24 protein-coding genes and 1 other annotated feature are annotated in these 19,715 nt (G+C 41.7%); of the genes, 22 read left to right on the top strand and 2 right to left on the bottom strand.

From position 1 onward, the window contains the following. Nucleotides 1-14 precede the first annotated feature (14 nt). Together AOX59_RS06095 and AOX59_RS06090 are read right to left on the bottom strand one after the other, a co-directional pair. On the bottom strand, nucleotides 15-875 hold the full coding sequence (locus tag AOX59_RS06095; protein ID WP_068443289.1) for an ATP-grasp domain-containing protein: 861 nt from the start codon (nucleotides 873-875) through the stop codon (nucleotides 15-17). 10 nt (nucleotides 876-885) lie between these two features. Then, a complete protein-coding gene (locus AOX59_RS06090) occupies nucleotides 886-1,779 on the bottom strand; it encodes an ATP-grasp domain-containing protein (protein ID WP_068443287.1) in 894 nt (297 codons plus the stop codon). 101 nt (nucleotides 1,780-1,880) lie between these two features. Here AOX59_RS06090 and AOX59_RS06085 point away from each other — a divergent pair, with 101 nt between their 5' ends. The 22 genes from AOX59_RS06085 to ruvA all read left to right on the top strand — a co-directional run bounded on the left by AOX59_RS06085 (nucleotide 1,881) and on the right by ruvA (nucleotide 19,715). Next, nucleotides 1,881-2,366, top strand: a complete 486-nt coding sequence (locus AOX59_RS06085; RefSeq protein WP_068443285.1) for a folylpolyglutamate synthase/dihydrofolate synthase family protein — start codon at nucleotides 1,881-1,883, stop codon at nucleotides 2,364-2,366. Next, nucleotides 2,354-3,175 (top strand): bifunctional folylpolyglutamate synthase/dihydrofolate synthase, encoded by an 822-nt coding sequence (locus tag AOX59_RS06080; protein ID WP_068443282.1) that lies wholly within the window; start codon nucleotides 2,354-2,356, stop codon nucleotides 3,173-3,175. The genes AOX59_RS06085 and AOX59_RS06080 overlap by 13 nt, the downstream gene beginning before the upstream one ends. A gap of 182 nt (nucleotides 3,176-3,357) precedes the next feature. After that, nucleotides 3,358-4,284: a hypothetical protein gene (locus AOX59_RS06075; protein WP_068443277.1), complete on the top strand. Its 927-nt coding sequence runs from the start codon at nucleotides 3,358-3,360 to the stop codon at nucleotides 4,282-4,284. A 197-nt stretch (nucleotides 4,285-4,481) separates the two neighbouring features. Then, complete coding sequence (radC, locus tag AOX59_RS06070; RefSeq protein WP_068443274.1) at nucleotides 4,482-5,171, top strand: RadC family protein; 690 nt, start codon at nucleotides 4,482-4,484, stop codon at nucleotides 5,169-5,171. Between the two features lie 231 nt (nucleotides 5,172-5,402). Beyond that, on the top strand, nucleotides 5,403-6,443 hold the full coding sequence (locus AOX59_RS06065; RefSeq protein ID WP_068443271.1) for a rod shape-determining protein: 1,041 nt from the start codon (nucleotides 5,403-5,405) through the stop codon (nucleotides 6,441-6,443). Nucleotides 6,444-6,455: 12 nt separating this feature from the next. Further along, a complete protein-coding gene (gene mreC, locus AOX59_RS06060) occupies nucleotides 6,456-7,337 on the top strand; it encodes a rod shape-determining protein MreC (RefSeq protein WP_068443268.1) in 882 nt (293 codons plus the stop codon). Then, a complete protein-coding gene (gene mreD, locus AOX59_RS06055; protein WP_068443265.1) occupies nucleotides 7,337-7,876 on the top strand; it encodes a rod shape-determining protein MreD in 540 nt (179 codons plus the stop codon). Before mreC ends, mreD begins: the two co-directional genes overlap by 1 nt. Nucleotides 7,877-7,915: 39 nt before the next feature. Next, nucleotides 7,916-8,602, top strand: coding sequence for a septum site-determining protein MinC (gene minC, locus AOX59_RS06050; protein ID WP_068443262.1), 687 nt, complete (start codon nucleotides 7,916-7,918; stop codon nucleotides 8,600-8,602). Next, the gene (gene minD / locus AOX59_RS06045) at nucleotides 8,595-9,392 is read left to right on the top strand and encodes a septum site-determining protein MinD (RefSeq protein WP_068443259.1); all 798 of its coding nucleotides are present in this window, start codon (nucleotides 8,595-8,597) and stop codon (nucleotides 9,390-9,392) included. The genes minC and minD overlap by 8 nt, the downstream gene beginning before the upstream one ends. A 137-nt stretch (nucleotides 9,393-9,529) precedes the next feature. Next, a complete protein-coding gene (locus AOX59_RS06040) occupies nucleotides 9,530-10,291 on the top strand; it encodes a M23 family metallopeptidase (protein ID WP_068443256.1) in 762 nt (253 codons plus the stop codon). Beyond that, on the top strand, nucleotides 10,278-11,141 hold the full coding sequence (locus AOX59_RS06035; RefSeq protein WP_068443252.1) for a site-2 protease family protein: 864 nt from the start codon (nucleotides 10,278-10,280) through the stop codon (nucleotides 11,139-11,141). The genes AOX59_RS06040 and AOX59_RS06035 overlap by 14 nt, the downstream gene beginning before the upstream one ends. Before the next feature lie 68 nt (nucleotides 11,142-11,209). Beyond that, nucleotides 11,210-11,298, top strand: a sequence feature (ribosomal protein L21 leader region). Between the two features lie 12 nt (nucleotides 11,299-11,310). Then, entirely contained in the window at nucleotides 11,311-11,619 is a 309-nt protein-coding gene (rplU, locus tag AOX59_RS06030; RefSeq protein WP_068443249.1) for a 50S ribosomal protein L21, read from the top strand. Nucleotides 11,620-11,630: 11 nt separating this feature from the next. Further along, on the top strand, nucleotides 11,631-11,960 hold the full coding sequence (locus AOX59_RS06025) for a ribosomal-processing cysteine protease Prp (protein ID WP_068443245.1): 330 nt from the start codon (nucleotides 11,631-11,633) through the stop codon (nucleotides 11,958-11,960). Nucleotides 11,961-11,974: 14 nt separating this feature from the next. Then, the gene (rpmA, locus tag AOX59_RS06020; protein ID WP_068443243.1) at nucleotides 11,975-12,265 is read left to right on the top strand and encodes a 50S ribosomal protein L27; all 291 of its coding nucleotides are present in this window, start codon (nucleotides 11,975-11,977) and stop codon (nucleotides 12,263-12,265) included. A gap of 159 nt (nucleotides 12,266-12,424) precedes the next feature. After that, complete coding sequence (locus AOX59_RS06015; RefSeq protein ID WP_082684139.1) at nucleotides 12,425-12,940, top strand: Spo0B domain-containing protein; 516 nt, start codon at nucleotides 12,425-12,427, stop codon at nucleotides 12,938-12,940. A gap of 12 nt (nucleotides 12,941-12,952) precedes the next feature. Continuing rightward, entirely contained in the window at nucleotides 12,953-14,233 is a 1,281-nt protein-coding gene (gene obgE / locus AOX59_RS06010) for a GTPase ObgE (RefSeq protein WP_068443238.1), read from the top strand. Nucleotides 14,234-14,262: 29 nt separating this feature from the next. Beyond that, the gene (gene pheA, locus AOX59_RS06005) at nucleotides 14,263-15,114 is read left to right on the top strand and encodes a prephenate dehydratase (protein ID WP_068443235.1); all 852 of its coding nucleotides are present in this window, start codon (nucleotides 14,263-14,265) and stop codon (nucleotides 15,112-15,114) included. A 133-nt stretch (nucleotides 15,115-15,247) separates the two neighbouring features. Then, nucleotides 15,248-16,159 (top strand): SafA/ExsA family spore coat assembly protein, encoded by a 912-nt coding sequence (safA, locus tag AOX59_RS06000; protein WP_068443232.1) that lies wholly within the window; start codon nucleotides 15,248-15,250, stop codon nucleotides 16,157-16,159. A gap of 143 nt (nucleotides 16,160-16,302) precedes the next feature. Then, nucleotides 16,303-17,043, top strand: a complete 741-nt coding sequence (gene nadE, locus AOX59_RS05995; RefSeq protein ID WP_068443229.1) for an NAD(+) synthase — start codon at nucleotides 16,303-16,305, stop codon at nucleotides 17,041-17,043. Between the two features lie 82 nt (nucleotides 17,044-17,125). Next, nucleotides 17,126-17,683, top strand: a complete 558-nt coding sequence (locus tag AOX59_RS05990) for a YhcN/YlaJ family sporulation lipoprotein (RefSeq protein WP_068443225.1) — start codon at nucleotides 17,126-17,128, stop codon at nucleotides 17,681-17,683. Nucleotides 17,684-18,004: 321 nt separating this feature from the next. After that, entirely contained in the window at nucleotides 18,005-18,736 is a 732-nt protein-coding gene (locus AOX59_RS05985) for a YebC/PmpR family DNA-binding transcriptional regulator (RefSeq protein ID WP_068443224.1), read from the top strand. Nucleotides 18,737-19,109: 373 nt separating this feature from the next. Then, entirely contained in the window at nucleotides 19,110-19,715 is a 606-nt protein-coding gene (gene ruvA / locus AOX59_RS05980) for a Holliday junction branch migration protein RuvA (RefSeq protein WP_068443221.1), read from the top strand.

Below are 19,715 nucleotides of genomic sequence, written 5' to 3'. Positions count from 1 at the left end.
ATGAAAACGGAAGTTCATAGTGAACTTCCGTTTTTAATGTGTGCCACATATTTTTGCAGAATATTAATATCACTGACAGCACTCAGTGTGCGGGAACCGACAACATCTTCAATTTCATTAAAAACAAGTTGACCGTCTTTATCAATCAGGAAATCAATGCCGGCCATTCCGATTTCGAATTGATCAATGATTCGTCTGACCAGCGCTGTTTCATAAGCATCAAGTTCATACCAGGAAGCTGTCCCGCCCAATTTGTAATTGGCCCGAAAATCATGTTCGTTGTTGCGCATAACAGCACCGATAATATCATTGCCGATAACGAAAACTCGTACATCTTTTCCGGGCTGGATATGTGCTGCGGATTGGATTATTATATTATCACTTAATTGCTGCCGTTTTAGCTCTTGCCATGTTTGGGTGTTTGTAATGAGCTTCACCTGTTTTCCACCGCGTCCGCTTGTGGTTTTGATGACAAACGGAAAATTAAAAGGCGCACTTTCAGGCAGTTTTGTTCGTGACGACACGACTATTGTATCTGCCATCGGGATGCCTGAATTGGTGAGGTGAAAATGTGTTCGTGCTTTATCATTGCAAATAAAAGCCGTTTTTGAAGGGTTATAAACGTCTATACCGAACGATTCCAATTGCAGATTCAACAGTGGTTCTATTGTGCGTACCACAGCAAAATTGGGCAAATCTACCGGCTTGCCATGAAGCATGACTGTATTCTCATGACGCATAACACCTGCTGTTAAGTCTTCACGCAGAATCAGTTGTAATGACATATTTTGTTCGCGGGCTTCTTTTATGAACCAATCAATATAAAGTTCATTTTGCTCTGCATCTGTCTTGTTATAGATCAGCCAGCCTTTCATAGCGCTTCCCTCATTTCAGCGTTTTACGGATATAATCGATGATAAAATCGCCAACATCAACCCCGGTGCAGTCAAACATGTTACGGATGTGGGCATTCGAGTTTATTTCACAGATAATCGGTTTTTCATGACCGTCATGTAATAAGTCAATGCCGGTGAAGTCCGTACCAAGTGTTTTTGACGCTGCAACGGCAATTTGCTTTTCAGCTGTAGTCGGGTGGTAGACATGCATCTTTCCACCTGCCGTTACATTTGCCCGGAAGTCGGACTCTGAGGACCGGGCCATGGCTGCAACAACTTCATCACCAACTACTTGCAGCCGCACATCTTTTCCTGAGCTTTCTGCAATAAATTCCTGAAGCATAAATGGGTGTCCCTGGAGCTGATAGATTATCTCAGCTAATTCGTCCTTTGAATGAACGAGGTGCACTTGTTCACCAAACGACCCGAATGCTTCTTTTACAATCATGGGAAATCCTAACATTTTAATAGCTTCAGAATAATCATCAATCGGATTATATTTCAGCCGGTGAAATGCTTTCGGTGCGACAACGGTTTTTGGTACCGGTAACTTATTGGCTGCCAGCAGCTGATAGGAAACGATTTTATCATCACTTGCAGCAATGGCTTCTGCACTGTTAAATACGCGAACGCCCAGCAATTCGAGTTGTTTGGCGAGGTATATATCTTTATCGGCAAAAATGACAAAATCAGGCCATATTATTTTTTTAGCAGATAGCAATGTCAACACGTCAGATGACAGAAGACTCAGCAACTCGCTATTTTTATAAATGGTTGTTTCAATTTTCTGTTTCGCTGCATCATACTTTATCCATTCGGCAAAATCACGAAATTTATCCCCCTGCAAGTAGCCGTTATAAATAATCCAGCCATATAAATTCAAGTAACGTCATCCTTTCTTTGTTCAAAATATCATTAAATACTGCTATAATGATGCTGTTTAGGATACAACAAAAATGAACGAAACGAAAAGCGGTGTACATAATGTTCGAAGATTTCAGCCAAGTTGAAGCATTCTTCCAGAAAAGAAAACAATATGGTGTGAAACCGGGTCTTGACCGTATCCAGAAGTTATTGGAGCTGCTTGGTAATCCACAAGAAAAAGTGGATGCTATCCATGTGGCAGGCACCAACGGTAAAGGTTCCACCATAAATTATTTAAAGAATGCATTGATGCGAAACGGTTATGGAGTCGGTGTGTTTATTTCCCCGAGTCTTGAAGGGTTGACGGGCCATATTTTGCTTAACGAGATAAAAATATCAGAAAAAGAACTCATACACTATGTAAATGTTGTCTTTCCTTTTATCAAGAGACTTGATAGAGAGTCGAATCATCCGACAGAATTTGAAATGATGACGGCGATTTCTTTTTTATATTTTGCAGATAATGCTGATTTTACATTAATTGAAGCGGGAATGGGGGCAGGGAGGATACGACCAACTGTTTCACCCCCATTTTGTCGATTATAACAAATGTTGAATGGGATCATACAGATTTTCTAGGGAAAACAGTAAAATCCATTGCTTCTCATAAAGCGGGAATCATAAAAGAAAACAGACCGGTTGTCGCCGGTGAAATGTCTGAAGAGGCAATGCGTATTATAACCGGAGAAGCTTTTGATAAAAATGCTCCTCTTTATCAATCAGGCGAGCATTTTTGGTGCAAAATGGTCAATAAAACCACGCAGCACCAAACCTTTGAATGGCTGTCTTCATCGGGTATGCGCATGGACGTGAAGTTAAAGACAGCAGGCTCCCATCAAATTAAAAATGCCTCGCTGGCTGTCATGACGCTTACAATTCTTCAGGATGAAGGGTTTGATTTAGATTGGGATTTATGTGCGGCGGGGGTGGCTGATGTCAAAATACCGGGCCGGTTTGAACAAGTTCATTCAAATCCCCCGATTATATTGGACGCGGCCCATAACGTATCAGGTGTGCATGCTTTTACAGAAACGCTGACAGATGATTTTTATGACATGGAAAAGCACCTGATTTTTGCAGTTTTTAAGGATAAGGATTTTAAACGGATGCTTGAAGATTTAGGACCTCATTTCACGTCGATTATATTGACAACATTCGATCACCCAAGGGCTGCTGATCCTGAACAGCTTCAAAAATATTGCGATCATCCGGACACGCAAGTTTTCAGTAATTGGCAGCAAGCTGCTGAACAAATCAATCTCAAACAAAAAAATAAATGCTATTGCGTAACAGGGTCATTACATTTTATTGCCATAATGCGGAAGTATTTTGAGGAAGCAATAGAGTTGCAGTGAAATAATCCTATGCCTTTGTTCGCACAGGGGTCCGTGTATTACCTCATCTAGCCTTTTTAAATCATGTGCTTTCCATTTGTTGTATTATGTTGAAAGTTTTTTTGGAAGATAGACAATAATCGCCTTACTTTTTACTATCCCTATGCTAGGGTTGAACAAACTGGCATAGGGAGGGGAAAAGTTTGAGTAATGACGAAAAAATTGAAGTATGGAAGAACGGCAAGAAAAAAACAATAACACAGGATGATACTGAAGCCAAAGAAAAGGATTCTATTAAAAATTACAGCGATGAACAAGCCGGCACAATAGAAGATTCCGACATTCCCGAGCTCATCAGAGAGCATAATGATGATTCTGACAGTGAGAACAAGATTCACTTTACGCGAAAATCAAGGTTGAAAGCGTTCAAGCCATTTATAATTGCTGCATTGTCAGCAATTGTGATCGGTTCTGTGTTAGGGTTCTTCATGTTGAATATGTTTGGTGATATTAATGATAATATAAGTCTGCAGGGAAATTCCTCTTCACTTGCTGCTGCGGGGGACGAGGATGATCAAGCTGCTTCCGGGGAAAGTAATGACAAGAGTTTAGTCACAATTGACAGCGGCAATGCATTCGTATTGCAGGCAGGCAAATTCAGCGAAAAAGAAAATGCAGAGCAAATGCAGGCTGCGTTCGAAGAGCAGGGCTTTCCTTCGATGATTTGGGAGAAAGGTGAGTATTTCTTTGTCCTGACCGGAATTGCCGACTCGGAAGGTCGCGGGACACAATTGTCCGGTGCATATGCCGAGAAGAATCTGGAAGTTTATGTGAAGGAATGGACGACAGCTTCAGCAGAAATAGAGCTGACAGATAAAGAAAAAGAATGGCTTCAAACCTATGATCAGCAATGGAATGATTCCCTGGCTTCCATAAGTAATGACGAAAAGATTTCACAGGAACAATGGGCAAATGTAATTGACAGCATGCCTGAAAATAGTGAACGTTTAGCCGAATTTACTCACTTTTTATCAGAACAGCATAATCAAATGGCCAAAGCGGATAAATGGCAAAGTCATGTGATCTTATTGCAGCTTTGGGAGCGCGCCCACAAATTGACCGTACAGTAACTATACATTGATCCGGTTAAAAAGAAAAATAAGTGTTTTTGATTTTTATGCTGACACGATGATCAAAAACATGCTTTTTTGACAGGGGGATTTTAAATAATATAAACACACCGGCCGGAGGAAAGTCCTTTTCGTTCATTTGTCCACTCAGCGGCAAATCGTTACGATAAACGTATCTTAGCTGAGGAGGACAGAAAATGACTTCACCGACCATTTTGATAAAAGATGTTCCTAAAGAAGATCGTCCAAGGGAAAGGGTGCTGAAGCTTGGAGCAAGCCATTTATCCAATCAGGAGCTGCTTGCGATTTTAATTGGCAGCGGCACCAAAAATGAATCAGTTATGGCTTTGTCAAATAGGGTTCTTATGCATTTTGAAGGGCTCAATTTATTAAAGGATGCGACGATTGAAGAGTTAACAGCAATTAAAGGCATCGGCACGGCTAAAGGTGTATTGTTGCTATCAGCGTTGGAGCTGGGGAAACGGATGAGTCAATATAAGCCGGATGACCGTTATATCGTCCGCTCACCGGAAGACGGCGCAGATTATGTTATGGAAGAAATGAGAAATTTAAATCAGGAACATTTTGTGGTTTTGTTTTTAAATACGAAAAATCAAATCATTCATCGGCAAACGATTTTTATCGGCAGTTTAAATGCATCGATTGTTCACCCGCGTGAAGTATACCGAGAAGCTGTTAAACGTTCAGCAGCCTCTATCATCTGTGCCCACAACCACCCTTCCGGTGACCCCTCGCCTTCACAGGAAGATATTCATGTGACAAAACGCCTGGTTGAATCAGGCAAAATGATCGGCATTGAACTTTTGGACCATTTGGTGATAGGAGACCGGAAATTTATCTCATTAAAAGAAAAAGGATACTTATAAAACACTATCTATTTCTTTAATTTTTTCGTATAATTGAATAGACATAATTACAGCGCCAGTTTCTGAATTTTGATTGAGATTGGCGCTTATCGTGCTTAACTGAACATAAGTATATTTACTTTGTAATTAAAGATGTTTAAAATTGGGCATTGAAGTTGAAATGATTGTGAAGTTTATACATGAGCGTTTATGAACTATAAAGAGTTTGTCATTTGGGAAAGGAAGATTTTTTTGGGAAGATTCAGTTTATCACAGGATTTAGGGGTGGACTTGGGAACGGCGAACACACTTGTTTTTGTGAAGGGAAAAGGTGTTGTAGTTCGTGAACCGACAGTCGTTGCCAAAAATATTGAAACTGGTGGGATTGAAGCGGTTGGTCAATCAGCAAGGAACATGATCGGACGAACTCCGGGCAACATTTCTGTTGTCCGTCCGATGAAAGACGGTGTCATTGCTGATTATGATACAACAGCAGTCATGATGAAATATTTTATCAAAAAAGCTATGAGCAGACGGTCACTTTTTGCTAAAAAGCCAAATGTGATGATATGTGTGCCATCCGGTATCACAATGGTAGAGGAGCGGGCTGTGCTTGACGCAACCAAACAGGCAGGTGCAAAAGACGCTTTTCCTATTGCAGAACCTTTTTCAGCAGCCATCGGAGCCGGTTTGCCTGTATGGGAACCTACCGGCAGTATGATTGTGGATATCGGCGGCGGTACAACTGAAGTTGCTGTGATCTCCCTTGGCGGTGTTGTGACAAGCCGCTCGATTCGCACTGCCGGCGATAATATGGATGAAGCCATTACAAATTATATTCGTAAACATTATAATCTTATGATTGGCGAACGTTCAGCTGAATCAATTAAGATGGACATCGGCGTCGCAGGAGAAGTGACAGATGATGTTGAAATGGATATCCGGGGCCGTGATATGCTGAGCGGTCTGCCTAAAACCATAACTGTTACATCCAGAGAGATTGCTGTATCGCTGAAAGAGACAGTGGAGGATATTGTTGAAGCAGTCAAGGATACACTTGAAAAAACACCGCCCGAACTGGCCGCTGATATTATGGATCGCGGCATCGTCCTCTCCGGCGGGGGCTCTCTTTTGAAAAACATAGATAATATCATCAGTGATGAGACAAAAATGCCTGTTTTTGTAACGGATGATCCGCTTGAAAGTGTAGCGATCGGAACAGGCAAATCTTTGGAGTACATTCAGCACTTCCGTTCCCATCCGAATGTATCTTCTCGTCCTACAGTTGAGTAAGTAGGTGTTGACATGAGAGTGTTTCCGAGAAAAAGACTATTCATCCTGCTGATAGGCATCATCATTCTTGTGGGGCTTATCGGGTATTCATTGCAGGACAGAGAAAATGAAACAATCGTAGAGCAATTCGTTAAAGATACAGTTGGATGGGCACAGAATCTGGTACACACACCTGTTGATTATGTGACAGGTATATTTGAAAACATTGATGATATCAAAAATACTTATGAAGAAAATAAAATATTACGCGAAAATATTGCTGAATATAAAAGTCTTCAGTATGAGGTTCAGGAATTAAAAGAAGAAAATGAAGAGCTGCGGAATACCATTGATAAAACGGAATCAATCCGTGACTATAATCCGGTTCAGGCAACTGTCATATCCCGATCACCTGAACGCTGGATTGAACAAGTAACAATAAATAAAGGGTCGCAGGATGGCGTCGAAGAAAACATGGCTGTCATTACCGCAGATGGAATGATTGGAAAAGTAGAGTCTGAATCTAAATTCACGTCATCCGTAAAACTGTTGACCGGATTCGATCAATTTAATCGTATATCCGCAAAAGTGTCCCGTGAGGGCGATGATGATGTTATCGGGATGATCGAAGGTTATGATCAGGAAACAAATCAGCTGATGTTCCGGGTTGTCGAGGAATCTGATTTTGATCTGGAAGAGGGCGAACTAGTCTTATCCTCTGGAATGGGCGGCGTTTTCCCGGCGGGTTTGCCAATTGGTGAAGTGAAAGAGGTTAAACCGGACGAGTACGGGCTGACTCGTACTGCATTCGTAGAACCGGTGGCTGATATGTATGATATCAATAATGTTATTGTAGTAGAGCGCCAAGGGCCGGATAATGATGCCTCTGGGGAATCTGAGGAGGCGGAATCGTAATGAAGCGGTTGCTGATACTTGGTATACTATTTTTGCTGCTGGTATTGGAAGGCGTGGCCCTGGACATGTTGCCGGGTTCACTTTTAACAGGAGATTTAATTATTGTCTCGCATTGGGTGTTTGTGTTTCTCGCTTTTCTTGCTATTTTTTTTGATAGGGAAGACACTTATTTTTCAGTGTTTTATGCGTTGTTGGCAGGGCTTTTAATCGACATTTCCTATACGGGCATTTTAGGTGTCTACATGTTCAGTTATGCATTAAGTGTCTATATAGTGCATGGACTTACAAAATTACTTCATTCCAATTTCTTTGTAACAATCTTGCTGGGCGCCATAGGACTTATATTAGCCGAAGTTTTCATTTATTTGATTTATTCGATGACCGGTATAGCCGAATTGGGTTGGGAGGATTATTTAATTAATAGAATGATCCCGACGTTGCTGGCTAATATTTTATTTCTTCTTGTTTTGTATCCATTTACGGCAAACAGGCTGGTCAATATGAGAGACGAGCAGCTATCAGGAAACAGACAATTTTAGTGGTTCCATGTTAAGGTGAAATATTGAGGTGAGCGTATCTTGTTAGATAGAAATGGAACGATTACAATAAAAGGGACTAAGGATGGTCTGACATTATTCATTAATGATCAGGAATCATTTGATTATGCAATAGACGAGCTTGCCGAAAAGCTTTCCGAATATAATCCAAAAAAAGATGAGCCGATTGTCCCGGTGACAGTTAAACTTGGGAACAGGTATATAAACGATGAACAAAAACAACAGCTTCACGAGCTGATCGGGAAACATAATCGTCTTTCAATCGAGGTTTTTGATTCTAATGTTATACACCGGGACGAAGCGTTAAAATGGAAAGAAGAGACCGATATTAAGGTTGTCAATAAAGTGGTGCGCTCAGGTCAGGTGCTTGAAAATGTTGGTGATCTGTTGCTGGTGGGTGATGTTAACCCCGGCGGAAAAGTTAGTGCGACCGGCAATGTTTTTGTTATGGGGAGCCTGATGGGAATTGCACATGCCGGGAAAAACGGTGATCGTGAAGCAGTGATTGCCGCCTCCTATATGAAACCAAGCCAATTGAGGATAGCAGATTATATAAGCCGCGCGCCTGACTATGAAACAGATGGTGTATACATGGAATGCGGACTTATCGACGACGAACAGAACAAGATCGTCATTGATCGGCTCCAAGTTCTTTCCAGCAAACGAACAGATATAAGCGGCTTTGAAAGGAGAATGCTGAATGGGTGAAGCGATAGTCGTTACTTCCGGTAAAGGCGGCGTAGGCAAAACGACCACAACTGCAAATATTGGTACTGCTTTGGCACTGATGGAGAAAAAAGTGTGTCTGATTGATACAGATATTGGTCTTCGCAATCTTGATGTCATCATGGGCCTGGAAAACCGTATAATTTATGATATTGTGGACGTCATTGAAGAACGGTGCAAACTGTCTCAGGCAATGATTAAAGATAAACGTTTTGACGACCTGGCGCTTTTGCCCGCAGCACAAACGAGTGATAAATCAGCCGTTACCGTAGAAGGTATGAACAAAATTGTACAGGAATTAAAGCAAACCTATGATTATATCATAATTGACTGTCCTGCAGGAATCGAACAAGGGTTTCAAAACGCAACGGCAGCAGCGGACAAGGCAATTGTTATAACCACACCTGAAAAATCCAGTGTGAGAGATGCTGATCGTATTATCGGTCTATTGGAAAACGAGGATGTAGATCCGCCGCGATTGGTGATTAACCGCATACGGAATCATATGATGAAGAATGGTGAGATGCTGGATATTGATGATATTATTCAAATTCTATCTATTGATCTAATTGGTATAGTCATTGATGATGATAGTGTCATTAAAGCTTCTAATTCCGGGGAGCCTGTTGCGCTTCAAGGGAATTCAAAAGTCTCAATGGCCTATCGGAACATAGCCCGCCGTATACTCGGCGAAACAGTGCCGCTTCAATCACTCGAGGAGGAAAAAGGCATGTTTCAAAAAGTGAAAAAGTTTTTTGGAATACGCTCTTGATTAAAGGAAACGCATGCATTAAACCGATTGCTCGGTTTAATGCATGTTTTTTTCTATACCCTCATAGTGCAGCCTGGCATAACTTCTGCTTTTGACTCATAGAATCGTATAAAAGTATTGCAGGGGTTGTGAGCAAAATGAATAAAGGCGTAAAAAGGGTAAGAAGATCAATTAACCAGCGCAAAAAAGAACGTGGTATAACATCCATCCGCCAGTCGGGAAAAAAGATTGCGCCGCCGCCTTTTCCGGAAGAGGAAGAGAAACATGGCTATTTTCCCGTTTTCACGGACGATCGTTTTTCGGTAAAGGGGCTCAATAGGCGAGTTACTGGAATTGCCGTTAAAGGGATATTGTCAATCATGCTGTTTTTCGCTGCAGCGCTTTTATTCCAGACGGATACAGAATTTCTTTCCGGCCCAAAAACCTGGGCTGCAAACACGCTGACCGAGGAGTTCCCATTTGCACGTGTTAATCAATGGTATCAGGAAACATTCGGCGCACCGATGGCTGTGTCTTCTGGATCTGAGGATAATGGACAAGCTTTAGCATTTCCTGTAAACGGCGCTGTTTCCGAAACATTTCAATCTAACGGTAAAGGGATAATGCTTGCCCCTGATGAGGAAACGAATGTTTCTGCCTTACAGGAAGGTGTTGTTACCTTTGCAGGAAAGACATCGGACACGGGCAAGACCGTTATTGTGCAACATCCTGATAATAGTGAAACGGTTTATGGAAACTTAAGTTCCATCGATGTCCATCTTTATCAGTTTATCGATAATAGCCAAAAGCTGGGACTATTTACTCCGAATGATGAGAACCAAAGTGTCTATTTTGCCATCGAGCAAAATAATGATTATGTGGATCCTGTACAGGTGATTCAAGTTGATGACAACCGTTAAATGGCTGCCCCAGATCCACATCCATCCGGTTCTGTTAATATTTATTATCATTTCGTTTTTAACAGGAACATTTATTGATTTGCTGACGATACTGGTCATTGTGCTGCTTCATGAACTCGGTCATTTTACTGCGGCAAAAATATTTGGCTGGCGGGTCCGCGGCATTATGTTATGGGTGTTTGGCGGTGTTATGGAAACGGACGAAAATGGCACAAGACCATTTCATGAAGAAGTGCTCGTGACACTTTCCGGACCACTTCAGCATGTCTTGATTTATGGCTTGATTTTTATTATCTCAGGGACTCAAGCACTCGTGCCGTCTGTTATTGAGATGGCTTATTTTTATAATACGGTCATACTTTTGTTTAATCTGCTCCCAATTTGGCCATTGGACGGGGGAAAATTGATGTTTTTGATTTTTTCAGAAGTTATGCCGTTTCGTAAATCATATGGCTTTACGATTATTCTCTCTTTTTGTATCAATATGATCGCAGTTGTTGCCTTGTTTTCATTTGTTTCGTTTACACTCAGCGCGTTTCTTTTGTTCTCATTTTTACTTATGGACAACAGAAAAGATTGGAAGCAGCGATATTATGTGTTTGTCCGATTCTTGCTGCATCGGTACGAGGGCAAAACCCGTTTAAATCGTTTTCGTTCAATTGATATCCCATTCGATACTATGCTGATGGACGTCTTCAATCTTTTCCATCGGGATAAGAACCATACGATTTATGTTACACTTGCAAACGGCAGACGTTATCAGCTGAACGAAGCGGAATGTCTGCACAGTTATTTCCATGATCGGCAATACCGGAAAACGGCAGGTGATATTGTCAGCCATGTATCGTGACAGCTTAGAATCATTCTTGACAAGCGCAATCATTACATGGTAATATTTATACGTTATTCATCGTAGCACCAGTGCTACAACCGCTCAGAACAGGCTTCTGAATTCCTTTTGAACAACAACAAACAGGAATGCCTGCATGGCGAGTCTTAGTAATCAGGGAGGTGCAAGTATGTACGCAATCATTGAAACAGGCGGCAAGCAGATCAAAGTCACTGAAGGACAAGAGATTTACGTTGAAAAAGTGACAGCTGACACAGATGAATCTGTGACATTTGATAAAGTTTTGTTCGTCGGCGGTGACGATGCTAAAGTAGGTGCTCCATACGTTGATGGTGCAACTGTAACGGCAAAAGTTGAAAAACAGGGACGTAAGAAGAAAATCACTGTTTTTAAATACAAGCCAAAGAAAAACTACCATCGTAAACAAGGACATCGTCAGCCTTATACCAAATTGGTCATTGATAAAATCAATGCATAGAAGGATTGTTTATGATTAATGTCAGTGTTAACCGGAAAAACAACCAAATTAAACAGTTCGAACTGTCAGGGCATGCTGAAAGTGGCCCTTATGGCTATGACTTAGTATGTGCAGGGGTTTCATCTGTATCATTTGGCGCGGTTAATGCAGTTCTGACATTAAGTGAGGTAGATTTGAAAATTGAACAGGGGGACGAGGGCGGCTTTCTTCGAGTGACGGTTCCTGATAATGTTCCGAATGAAGCGATGGGAAAAGTTCAGCTCTTGCTGGAAGGGATGCTTGTCTCCCTGCAAACAATTGAACGCGAGTACAATGAATTTATAAATGTTAAGCAGCAATAGGGAGGTGCAACAGAATGCTACATTTGGATTTGCAGTTTTTCTCACAGAAAAAAGGTGCCGGAAGTACAAAAAACGGCCGTGATTCAGAATCAAAACGCCTTGGTGCAAAACGTGCCGATGGTCAATTCGTCAGCGGCGGAAGTATTCTTTACCGTCAGCGCGGTACGAAAGTTTATCCGGGTGTGAACGTTGGAATCGGCGGAGACGATACATTGTTCTCCAAAGTTGATGGTGTTGTAAAATACGAACGCATCGGCCGTTACCGTAAAAAAGTAAGTGTTCTCCCGGTTGCTCAAGAAGCATAACCTTAGCAAATAAACAGGCTCCAGTCAGTTGTTGGCTGGAGTCTTTTTACATACATTTACTGAATAAAGTGATTTTAAGCGTTAAATTTGCTATAATTTCTTTATTATTGACCATGCATAAATAGAAAAGTTTATCCGGTTTCACATGTAGGGGGGCGAATGATGGAAGAGGAGAAGGTCATTCAGCTTCTCCGGCATTATCGGCATAATTTAATGAACCATTTACAAATCATTCATGGCTATGCGAGCATGGGGAAAACTGACAAAGTCATGCAAAAATTAAACCATTTTATGGCTTACTTGGAAGAAGAAAGAAAACTCGTCAATTTACATGTACCGGCTTTTGCTTTATATTTACTTCAATTTGAGTCTTTACATACGAATTTTCGTTTAACATACCATATAGATAGCGAAAACAATGATTTACAGCCAGTAGACGAGCTTCTTGTGAAACGTTGTGATCAAATGATGGAAAAAATTGAAATGCTTACTGATGAGATGGCATTATATGAACTGAATGTACGGCTTTATGATTTATCTTTCAAAGAGATACAATTGGAATTCACTGTAAAGGACTGTTTGCAGGAGATACAAAGTAAAAATGAAAATCAAGAGATAGCCATATATAAAGAGGGAAATGACTTAAAATGTACTGTCAGCGTTATATGCGAATGAGGTGGATATTGAATGTTTGTAGATCAGGTTAGTGTTTATGTAAAAGCCGGTGATGGCGGAGATGGAATTGCTGCTTACCGGCGGGAGATATATGTGCCTAAAGGCGGACCTGCCGGCGGTGATGGCGGTAATGGCGGTGATATTATCTTTAAAGTTGATGAAGGATTGAATACATTAATGGATTTCCGCTATAATCGTCATTATAAAGCAAAACGCGGTGAAAACGGCATGGGCAAAAATAAGCACGGACGTAATGCCGAGGCGTTAATGGTCGATGTGCCGCCTGGCACCACAGTAAGTGATGAAGACACGGGAGAAGTGATTGCAGACTTAACAGAACATGGCCAGGAAGCTGTGATCGCCAAGGGTGGCCGTGGAGGCCGCGGTAATTCACGCTTCGCATCGGCCAAGAATCCTGCACCCGAACTTTCCGAAAATGGCGAGCCGGGACAGGAGCGGCAGATAAAAGTTGAATTGAAGTTAATCGCTGACGTTGGTTTGGTCGGTTTTCCAAGTGCCGGCAAGTCCACATTACTGTCAGTTGTGAGTGCCGCAAAGCCAAAAACAGCTGAATACCATTTTACGACGCTTGCACCGAATTTGGGTGTTGTTGACACAGGTGACCAGCGAAGTTTTGTGATGGCTGATCTGCCAGGTTTAATTGAAGGTGCACATGAAGGCGTTGGGCTGGGGCATCAGTTTTTGCGCCATGTTGAACGGACACGCGTTATTCTGCATGTCGTTGATATGGCAAGTATTGAACAAAGAGACCCATTTGAGGATTTTAAAAAAATCAATCATGAATTGCAGGAATATGACCTGAAATTGAAAGAGCGCCCGCAGATTATCGTTGCAAACAAAATGGATATGCCAGGGGCGGAAGAAAATCTTAAGAAATTCAAAGAAAAGCTAAATGATAACTATCCGGTTTATCCGATTTCAGCGTTAACGAAAGAAGGCCTGCGTGACGCAGTGTTTGCACTGGCAGATCTTCTGGATAGGACTCCCCGGCAAACCGAGGAAATTGAAAAATCAGAAGAACAGGTTGTTTATCGATATCAAAAAGAAGAAACACCATTTACAATCACAAGAGATCCGGATGGTGCCTACGTCTTATCAGGTGCAAAACTCGAGAGACTGTTTAAAATGACTGATTTCACAAAAGATGAAGCCATTCAGCGTTTTGCCCGGCAGCTGCGCGGTATGGGTGTGGATGATGCTTTGCGTAAGCGGGGAGCCAAAGACGGCGATACGATCAGGTTACTGGATTTTGAATTTGAATTTATTGAATAAGTGTCGTGGAAGACAGGGGGAAGTATGAGATGGTAAAGATAGGATATTTAGGACCGCGCGGGACGTTTACTAAACTGGCGGTTGATACAGCTTTTAATGGTGTAGAAACACAGAGTTTTACGACGATTCCGGAATGTATTGATGCGGTTTTCAATGATCAAATGGATGCAGGTGTTGTGCCGCTGGAAAATGCGATTGAGGGGACAGTGCAATTAACGGTTGATTATCTGGTTCACCAGGCAAGACTGCCGATTATTGCGGAGATTGTTGTTCCAATACAGCAGCATTTGCTCGTTTCTCCTGACTTTTCAGGCGATTTGAGCAAGGTGACAAATGTTTATTCACATAGCCATGCTATTGCACAGTGCCATCAATTTTTGCATTTGCATATGCCTGATGCTGATATGGGTTTCACTACCTCTACCGGCAGGGCTGCAGAAATTGTCAGTAACAGCAGTGAAGATATAGCAGCTATCGGCAATAGTTTAGCAGCAAACGAATACGGACTGAGAATTCATACGGAAAACATTCATGATTATCCGAACAATCATACACGATTCCTTGTACTTGCCAAAGATAAAAATATTGCAAGTATCAATCATGAAGCTGAAACAGAAAAGACCAGCCTGCTGATCACACTTCCAAGTGACTATGCCGGGGCACTGTATCAAGTTCTTGCTGCTTTTGCATGGCGAAAAATGAACCTTTCAAAAATTGAGTCCAGGCCGATGAAAACAGGATTAGGGAATTACTTCTTTATCGTTGATGTGAATCAGCCTTTTGACGATGTTCTATTCCCGGGTGTAAAAGCAGAATTAGAAGCACTTGGCTGCAATGTTACAATTCTGGGCACATACCCCGTTTACCAGATGGACTTGTAAAAAAACCGTCTGCTCGTTATTAGAGCAGGCGGTTTTTTTAGTATTTCAGTTCAACATTTGCCTATCATCTGCATATGTTGATACTGGAGTGTTTAGCCCAGTTAGATTCTGGAATGAAAGGAGCATGTTTGAATTGAAGATTCATATTGTCCAAAAAGGTGATACATTATGGGAAATAGCTAATCAGTACGGAGTTGACTTTGAAAAAGTGAAACAGCTGAATCCGCAGTTATCCAGTCCGGATATGGTTATGCCGGGTATGAAAATTAAAATTCCAGCGACATCTAAACCTGTGAAAAAAGAAGGGGAGCATAAGACAATATCTCAAAAAGAAAAACAGAAACCAGATGCTGAAAAACCCTACAAAGACACATCACCACAACCAATGCCGGTTATTGAAGAGGATGATGTTAAACAGCCAACTGATATAAAGCCCCAAATACCTATGAAACCAAAAATGCCGTCAATGGAGCATAAAATGCATGACTTTCCAAGTCCTCCGAAGATGCCGGATGATTTTAAACCGGAAGATGAATCTCTTGAAAAGCAGCAGATGATGCATTACCAGAAGCAGCCGCCATTACCCGGCATACAGCCTTATCACCATATGCCGCCGCCAATGCCTCATATGCACCCTGTGGCACCAATGCAAAATGATTGCGGATGCGGCGGGCCACAACCAATGCCTATGCCAATCCATCAGCATCCCATCCAGATGCCAATGAATCAACAGCCGATGATGGAGTCTATGCCCTATACGCAGGCACCAATGCAGCAAATGAATCAAAAGTCTATGCCAATGCATCCGGGAGATATGATGAAGTCTTCTGAACCACTGGAAATGCCGCCGAAACCGATGCTGGATCCGGGTTGTAATTCATATAATTCACCGGGAGCCATGCATCCGGCAAATATGCAGCAAGGCTTTCATTACAATCAAATGCCTCACCACCCGCACCAGCAGTTCTCCGGTGACCACATGCCAAAGCCTCCTGGTTTCCATGAAAACTTCCGTAAAGAAGAAGATGAGTCGTCAAATGAATAATTTTAACCAAGGAAACGAGATGAATATTAATCATCTCGCTTCTTTTTTGTCATTAAAAAGCCCCCGCAGGCGGCAATACTTTTTAAAAACTGATGTAAACATGCTAAACTGATATTAAAATGATAAAAAGCAAGGTGATAATCGTGCAAAAAATAGTCGATGAAATTGTTAAATGGCTTCAGGAAAGGGTTGAAGAAGCTGGCTTAAATGGATTATTGGTTGGTGTCAGCGGCGGGTTGGATTCAGCTGTTGTCGCCCATCTGATTCAGCGTGCTTTTCCTGACAATTCACTGGGCGTTATGCTGCCGCTTAATACAAAACTACGGGACATGGACCATGCCAACAAAGTCATCGAACGTTCCGGAATCAATGATGTCACAATAGATTTGACCGAACCGCATGAAGCAATGTATTCCAGTATCAGTAAACAATTAAAACAAGGGAATGCTTTTAACGAGGAAAGTGACCAGCTTGCAGGTGCCAATCTTCGGGCGAGATTAAGAATGAGTACATTGTATACGCTCTCTGCCCATTATAATTATTTAGTGGTTGGTACTGATAATGTTTCAGAGTGGTACACCGGTTATTTCACAAAATATGGTGATGGCGGTGTTGATATTTTGCCATTACTGGAATTCACAAAACAGGAAGTAAGAGAAATGGGAGAATTTCTAGGTGTCCATCCTGATATTTTGGGCAAAAAACCAAGCGCAGACCTTTGGGAAGGTCAGACAGATGAAGATGAAATGGGCACCACTTATGATAAAATTGATGCTTATCTGAAAGGTGAAGAAATCCCTGAAGAGGACAAAAAAATTATTGAAGATATGCACAAGCGTACGACTCATAAAAGAGAACCGCTTCCGCATTTTCACCGTTCATAAAAGCGTTAGAGAAGAATAATTCCATGATTTATTGATTAAAATAACCTTGCTTATCCATCCTAATGGTAAGGGAGGTTATTTGATGCAGAAAACCAAATGGATGATGCCGTTAATTTTATTTGTATTTATCGGGTGTGCCCAATATGAAACAGGCGAGGAAGGAAGCTCCCGGGAAGATAGTAATTCTCAACTGATTAATTATGAAACTGAGCAGGAACAAAATGAAAGGCTTGGAAAAAACACTGATAATCCCGGGATGAATAATGATTATCCTGAGAATAATCAGGGAGAGATAAACAAAGGTGATGAGAATGCTCAAAGTGATTTGTTCACGAATGAAATGTCGCAATCAATTTCCACACAATTAAAACAGCGGAATGACATACGACAAGCTCAGGTTGCTGTTACCGATGAGCGCGTTGTAGTCGGTGTAATGCTGACCGATCAGGCACCTCCGGACATGCGAGAGGTGGTTGAACAGGAAGTGAAAGAAATGGTGCCGAATAAAGAGGTCCATGTGTATACAGATGATATATACTGGGATCGGATGCGTAATAAAGATTCTCAGCTGGACCAGTTTAATGGTGATGTTCGTGAATTTTTGCGGGAGTTTTTCAATCGGGACAGAGAACATTTTTAGGGTACAATGAAGCTCCCCCCTCAACCTGCATATAACGGACAGTAATTCTAAAGACGAAACAACTGCCCGTAAATGCCTGATTCTGCTCAACTAATATTCAGCGGGTAAAATCGTCCCGCTGAATAAAGTTTCGCTTTTCCACTCATGTAAGGGACAATAACCCGCCAAAAAACGGCGGTAAATTGTCCCTAAATGCCTGATTCTGCTCAACTAATATTCAGCGGATAAAATCGTCCCGCTGAATAAAGTTTCGCTTTATTCATATCGGCTTTTTTGGTATAGTTAATAAGGAAATTCATGTACAGAGGGGGAGTCTGTCTTATGGCAGGTCATTCTAAATGGCATAATATACAACGAAGAAAGAATGCTCAGGATGCAAAAAAAGGCAAAATATTTATGCGTCATGCAAAAAATATATATACGGCCGCTAAGGAAGGCGGCGGGGATCTTGATATGAACCCCTCACTTCGGACAGCAGTTGATAAGGCAAAAGCAGATAATATGCCCAATGACAATATTGACCGTGCTATCAAAAAAGCAACCGGTGACCTGGACGGTGCAAATTATGAAGAAATCACCTATGAGGGCTACGGGCCTGGCGGCATTGCTGTTATTATCAATGTTCTGACCGACAATAAAAACAGAACCGCATCAGAGGTCAGGCATGCTTTTAAAAAGAATGACGGAAATCTCGGTGAGAACGGCAGTGTAACATTTATGTTTGACCGTAAAGGCTACATTGTGATCGAGAACAAAGACGGAGCTATTGATGAGGACGAAATCAGCATGGAAGTAATAGAGGCCGGAGCTGATGACATCGTCTATGAAAATGGTGTGTTTGAAATCTACACGATTCCGGAAAGTTTTCAAAATGTACGCGACTATCTGCGTGATAATGACTATGAACTTGAAGAAGCCGATGTGACATTTTTCCCGCAAACACACAGTACCCCTTCTGAGGAAGACGAACAAAAAATGTTAAACCTGATTGATATGCTGGAGGATAGTGAAGATACTCAAGACATCCACCACAACATGGAGATAGACGGTTAGCGGCATTCTTACTTCTGTTCTCAGTTATTGAGAATGGAAGTTTTCTTTTGAACGTAATATTCAGGAAGCTTGAACAGCCCGGAGAGAAATAAAAGTCCACCTGCTCGGGTAAGGCCTGTTATGTTCTCAGGTGAGTTATACCCGCGTTAATCATTTCCCATATTAACTTTTTCATGAATAGTTATGTTAAGATAGGTTCAGGGAGATAAAGTGAATCTTCAATCAGCGGGGGTTCTTTCTCCCCCCACTAATTGTTAGATGAAAGAATCGGACATTTACTGGCAGCCATCCCTAACCTAATCTTCATCGTATACGCGAACATTTGAGGTGGGGTCTTACTGCCAGTTACAGGCGGGATAAAGGAGAAGGTCTGATGATTGCTTATATAAAAGGAACATTGGTTAAAATAGATGAAAACGCCATGATTGTGGATGTAAACGGGGTCGGTTATGAGATTATATGTCCCGATCCATTTGTGTTTCAGTCATCTTTATATAACGACGTTTCGGTCAGTACATATCATTATGTGCGGGAGGATGCACAAATTCTTTATGGTTTTCGGAATGAAGATGAAAAAGTACTATTTACCAATCTGATTTCTGTATCCGGTATCGGGCCCAAAGGAGCATTGTCTATACTGGGAAGTGTTGATGCGGCCGGATTGATAGCAGCCATTGAACAAGAAGATGACAAATTTCTGACAAGCCTTCCCGGCATTGGCAAAAAGACAGCCAGACAAATTATTCTTGATTTAAAAGGCAAATTATCCACGGTGGTATCCATTCCGGCCGGAGCTTCAGAAGACTTGCAAGCCGGTGAAACGTCAGAAGGATTACAAGAAGCACAGGAAGCATTAAAATCGCTTGGCTACACTGAACGTGAAATTAAAGCAGTGCTCCCAGAATTGAGGAAAGAAAGCACGAGCGGCACTGATGAAACGGTCCGTATCGCATTAGCATTGCTTATGAAGAATAAATAA

It is taken from the genome of Lentibacillus amyloliquefaciens, from assembly GCF_001307805.1.
Classification (GTDB): Bacteria; Bacillota; Bacilli; order Bacillales; family Amphibacillaceae; genus Lentibacillus; species Lentibacillus amyloliquefaciens.
Note: the sequence above shows the minus strand (reverse complement) of the source record. Positions and strands in the feature narration are given on the sequence as shown.